The sequence below is a fragment of the Pseudomonas sp. 2VD genome, assembly GCF_005503585.1.
Taxonomy (GTDB): Bacteria; Pseudomonadota; Gammaproteobacteria; order Pseudomonadales; family Pseudomonadaceae; genus Pseudomonas; species Pseudomonas aeruginosa.
Genome location: NZ_SCND01000419.1, coordinates 1 through 4827, shown reverse-complemented (window position 1 = coordinate 4827; position 4827 = coordinate 1). Strand labels below are relative to the sequence as shown.

The following is a 4827-nucleotide window of genomic DNA, read 5'->3' as shown; positions in this document are numbered from 1 at the left end:
ATGCTCGGTAGTGCGGTGTTGAGGATGGTGCCGTCGAGGGCTTGCATGAAGAAGGCGACGGCGACCAGCCAGGGCAGTTGGCGGGCGATGCGGGGGGTGAGCTGGAACGGCTCGCTCATGGACGGGCTCCCTCGGGCGGACAGGGCCCAAGCATAGAGAAGTTCTCGCCGCGATGGGACGGCCGACGACCGGATCGGGGCGAACAGCGGGCATTGCCGCGGAAGTCGCGGGCCAGAGCGGTCGCCTTTCATTGTCCTGGGTCAAGCCGAAGCGCTGGCGCTCGCCGGCTGCTGTGCTAGTACTCAAGAGTCACCCCGTCAGTGGCTGCGGATGCGACGCCGGCGCTTCGTCATCGCACGGACATGTCCCGCGTTGCATGCTCGACGGCGCGTGCTTCACCGCCTTGTCGCGATGTTCTCCACGCAGCGCTCGGCGACCCCGGTCGCCGCCGCCGTCGCCGAAGCCCACCTTCCGTGGAAACAGGAGCCCTCCCATGGCCCAGGAACTTTGCGCTATCTGCCACGAACGTCCCGCCGTCGCCCGCGTCAGCCTGGTACAGGACGGCCAGCGCCGCGAACTCGCCCTCTGCGAACTGCACTACCGCCAGTTGATGCGCCAGCAGCGCATGCGCTCGCCGCTGGAGTCGCTGTTCGGCGGCGGCAGCCCGTTCGACGAGATCTTCTCCGGCTTCGGCGAGCAGAGCCCGGTCACCCCGGTGCGCGCCCGCGAGCCGGAGGCGGTGGACATCGCCGAGTACTTCAGCAAGCAGACCACCGAGTACCTGCAACGCGCCGCGCAGGTCGCCGCCGAATTCGGCAAGCGCGAAGTGGACACCGAGCACCTGCTCTACGCCCTGGCCGACGCCGACGTGGTGCAGGCGGTGCTCAAGCAGTTCGGCCTGTCGCCGGCCGACCTCAAGCAGTACATCGAGGCCAACGCCGTGCGCGGCGCCAGCAAGGGCGAGGCGAGCGAGGACATGACCATCTCGCCGCGGGTGAAGAGCGCCTTGCAGCACGCCTTCGCCCTGTCCCGCGAACTCGGCCACAGCTATGTCGGCCCCGAGCACCTGTTGCTCGGCCTGGCGGCGGTGCCGGACAGCTTCGCCGGGACGCTCCTGAAGAAGTACGGCCTGACCGAACAGGCGCTACGGCAGAAAGCGGTCAAGGTGGTCGGCAAGGGCGCCGAGGACGGCCGCGTGGACGGCCCGAGCAACACTCCGCAACTGGACAAGTTCAGCCGCGACCTGACCCGGCTGGCCCGCGAAGGCAAGCTCGATCCGGTGATCGGCCGCTCGAAGGAAGTCGAGACCACCATCGAGGTGCTCGCCCGGCGCAAGAAGAACAACCCGGTGCTGATCGGCGAGCCCGGCGTCGGCAAGACCGCCATCGTCGAAGGCCTGGCCCAGCGCATGGTCCAGGGCGAGGTGCCGGAGGTGCTGCGCGACAAGCGCCTGGTCGAACTGAACATCAACGCCATGGTCGCCGGCGCCAAGTACCGCGGCGAGTTCGAGGAACGCCTCAAGCAGGTGATGGACGAACTGCAGGCGGCGCAGAGCGAGATCATCCTGTTCATCGACGAGGTGCACACCATCGTCGGTGCCGGCCAGGGCGGCGGCGAAGGCGGGCTGGACGTGGCCAACGTGCTGAAGCCGGCGATGGCGCGCGGCGAGATGAACCTGATCGGCGCCACCACCCTCAACGAGTACCAGAAGTACATCGAGAAGGACGCCGCGCTGGAGCGGCGCTTCCAGCCGGTGTTCGTCCCCGAGCCGACGGTGGAGCAGACCATCTCCATCCTCCGTGGCCTGCGCGACAAGCTCGAAGGCCACCACAAGGTGACCATCCGCGACGAGGCCTTCGTCGCCGCCGCCGAGCTGTCCGACCGCTACATCGGCAACCGTTTCCTGCCGGACAAGGCCATCGACCTGATCGACCAGGCCGCCGCCCGCGTGCGCATCGCCAGCACCTCGCGGCCGGCCGAGATCCAGGAACTGGAGGCCGAGCTGGCGCAGCTCAAGCGCGAGCAGGACTACGCCGCCAGCCGCAAGTGGTACGACGAGGCGAAGGTCTTCGAGAAACGCATCCAGGAACGCAAGGAACACCTCGAGCAGATCACCGAGCGCTGGCAGCAGACCCAGGGGTCGAAGACCGAGGAGGTGCGGGTCGAGGACATCGCCGAGATCATCTCCAAGCTCACCGGCATCCCGGTCACCGAACTGACCGCCGAGGAGCGCGAGAAGCTCCTGCAGATGGAAGAGCGCCTGCACCAGCGGGTGATCGGCCAGCAGGAAGCGATCACCGCGGTCAGCGACGCCGTGCGCCTGGCCCGCGCCGGGCTGCGCCAGGGCAGCCGGCCGATCGCCACCTTCCTGTTCCTCGGCCCGACCGGGGTGGGCAAGACCGAGCTGGCCAAGGCCTTGGCCGAGGTGGTGTTCGGCGACGAAGACGCGATGATCCGCATCGACATGAGCGAATACATGGAGCGCCACGCGGTGTCCCGGCTGATCGGTACGCCGCCGGGCTACGTCGGCTACGACGAGGGCGGCCAGCTCACCGAGCGGGTGCGCCGGCGGCCGTACAGCGTGATCCTGCTCGACGAGATCGAGAAGGCCCACGCCGACGTCAACAACATCCTCCTGCAGGTGTTCGACGACGGCCGCCTGACCGACGGCAAGGGGCGCGTGGTGGACTTCACCAACACCATCATCATCGCCACCAGCAACCTCGGCTCCGAGCTGATCATGAAGAACGCCCAGGCCGGCGAGTTCGCCCAGCCGCCGGAGAAGCTCAAGCGCGAACTGATGACTACCCTGCGCGGGCATTTCCGCCCGGAATTCCTCAACCGCCTCGACGAGGTGATCGTCTTCGAGTCGTTGAGCAAGGCGCAGATCGAGGACATCGTCCGCCTGCAACTGGAGCGGGTGAAGCGCGCCGCGCACGCCCAGGACATCTACCTGCACATCGACGACAGCCTGGTCGGCCACCTCGCCGAAGAGGCCTACCAGCCGGAGTTCGGCGCCCGCGAACTGAAGCGGCAGATCCGCCAGCAACTGGAGACGCGCCTGGCCACGGCGATGCTCAAGGGCGAGGTGAAGGAGGGCGAGACGGTCACCTTCTTCTACGACGCCAAGGACGGCGTCGGCTACCGCAAGGGCGCCGCGCCGAAGCCGGCGGCACGCAAGAAGTCCGGTGCCGGCGAGACGCCCAAGGGCCGCGCGACGGCGGCGAGGAAGCCGGCGGCGAAGAAAGGCGCCGCCGCCAAGGGCAAGGCCGACAAGCCGAAGACCAAGTGACCCGACCAAGGTTGGGGAACAAGGCACCGGCCGGCCGGTCGAAATCTCACCCCGGCCTGCGAATGCGGCCGGGGCGTTCGATATCTCATGAGGAATTGCCGATGCGCGTCACCACCCACGCTACCCTGGCCGCGGCCCTGCTGCTCAGTGCCGCCTCCGCGTTCGCCTTCAATCTCGGGGATGCCGCCAAGGCGGTCGCCGGGGCGTCCCAGGGCGACTCCGCCCAGGTAGCCACTACCCCGCAGACCAGCGGTCTGCTCGGCGCACTCACCGGCCAGCTCGGGGTCAGCCAGGAGCAGGCGGTCGGCGGTACCGGCGCCCTGCTCGGCCTGGCCAAGAACCAGTTGGCCGGCAACGATTATTCGCAACTGGTTAAGACCATCCCCGGCCTCGACAAGCTGGCCGGCAACAACGCCCTGGCCGGTCTCGGCGGGCTCGGCAACGTGCTCGGCAAGAGCGGCGGCGACAGCAAGGGCCTCGGTTCGCTGCTCGGCAATGCGGACAGCATGGGCGACGTGAACAAGGCCTTCGGCACCCTGGGCATGGATAGCGGGATGACCGAGAAGTTCGCCCAGGTGCTGGTCGACTACTTCGGCAAGCAGGGCGCCAACAGCGAGCTGCTGGGCAGCCTGAGCAATCTCTGGGGAGTGAGCAAGGCGGGCGGCTCGTCGCTGCTCTGATCTGCCGCCAGCGGATCGGCGGATAACCGCGTTGCGGTTATCCGCCCTACGAAGTGGGTGCGGCGCCCGGGTATTCGCTGCCCGCACCGGTAGGGCGAATAACGCCCTCGGCGTTATCCGCCGCCGCTCCGTGGAAACGGCGGATAACCGCGTTGCGGTTATTCGCCCTACGAGGTGGGTGCGACCCCCGGGTATTCGTTGCCCGCACCGGTAGGGCGAATAACGCCCCCGGCGTTATCCGCCGCTGCGCCGTGGAAACGGCGGATAACCGCGTTGCGGTTATTCGCCCTACGAGATGGGTGTGCTTCGGCCGGTACTTCAGCGCAGTTGCCGCAAGCGGGCGATGCGTTCGTCCTTTTCTTCCCACATGCGCGAGACCCATTCCTGCACGTACTGGCGGAACACCGGGTCGTTCTCGTAGTCGCCCTGCCACAGGGCGGGATCGATCGGCCGGGTCTGGATGTCGACGATCACCTTCGGCACCCGTCCGCAGAGCAGGTCCCAGAATCCCGGCACCTTGTCGCTCGGGTAGACCACGGTGACGTCGAGCAGGGCGTCCAGCTGCTCGCCCAGCGCGGCGAGGACGAAGGCCACCCCGCCGGCCTTGGGCTTGAGCAGGTGGCGATAGGGCGACTGTTGGCGGGCCTTCTTCTGCTCGCTGAAGCGCGTGCCTTCCAGGTAGTTCACCACGGTCACCGGGATGCGCTTGAATTTCTCGCAGGCGGCCTTGGTGATCTCCAGGTCCTTGCCCTTGAGTTCCGGGTGCTTCTCCAGGAAGGCCTTGGAATAGCGCTTCATGAACGGATACTCCAGCGCCCACCAGGCCAGGCCGAGGAAGGGCACCCAGATCAGCTC

At 67.6% G+C, this 4827-nt stretch carries 4 protein-coding genes; 2 read left to right on the top strand and 2 right to left on the bottom strand.

The window, feature by feature from the left end; translation table 11 throughout:
• A partial coding sequence (locus tag FFS27_RS33880; RefSeq protein ID WP_256659693.1) for a hypothetical protein occupies positions 1–119 on the bottom strand: 119 nt, incomplete at its 3' end.
• A 374-nt stretch (positions 120–493) separates the two neighbouring features.
• Here FFS27_RS33880 and clpG point away from each other — a divergent pair.
• Positions 494–3292: an AAA family protein disaggregase ClpG gene (gene clpG, locus FFS27_RS28665; RefSeq protein WP_034013760.1), complete on the top strand. Its 2799-nt coding sequence runs from the start codon at positions 494–496 to the stop codon at positions 3290–3292.
• Positions 3293–3393: 101 nt separating this feature from the next.
• Positions 3394–3972 (top strand): DUF2780 domain-containing protein, encoded by a 579-nt coding sequence (locus FFS27_RS28660; RefSeq protein ID WP_003084725.1) that lies wholly within the window; start codon positions 3394–3396, stop codon positions 3970–3972.
• Between the two features lie 318 nt (positions 3973–4290).
• Here the strand turns inward: FFS27_RS28660 and FFS27_RS28655 are convergent.
• Positions 4291–4827: acetyltransferase (locus FFS27_RS28655; protein WP_256659690.1), on the bottom strand; the 537-nt coding region annotated here is incomplete at its 5' end.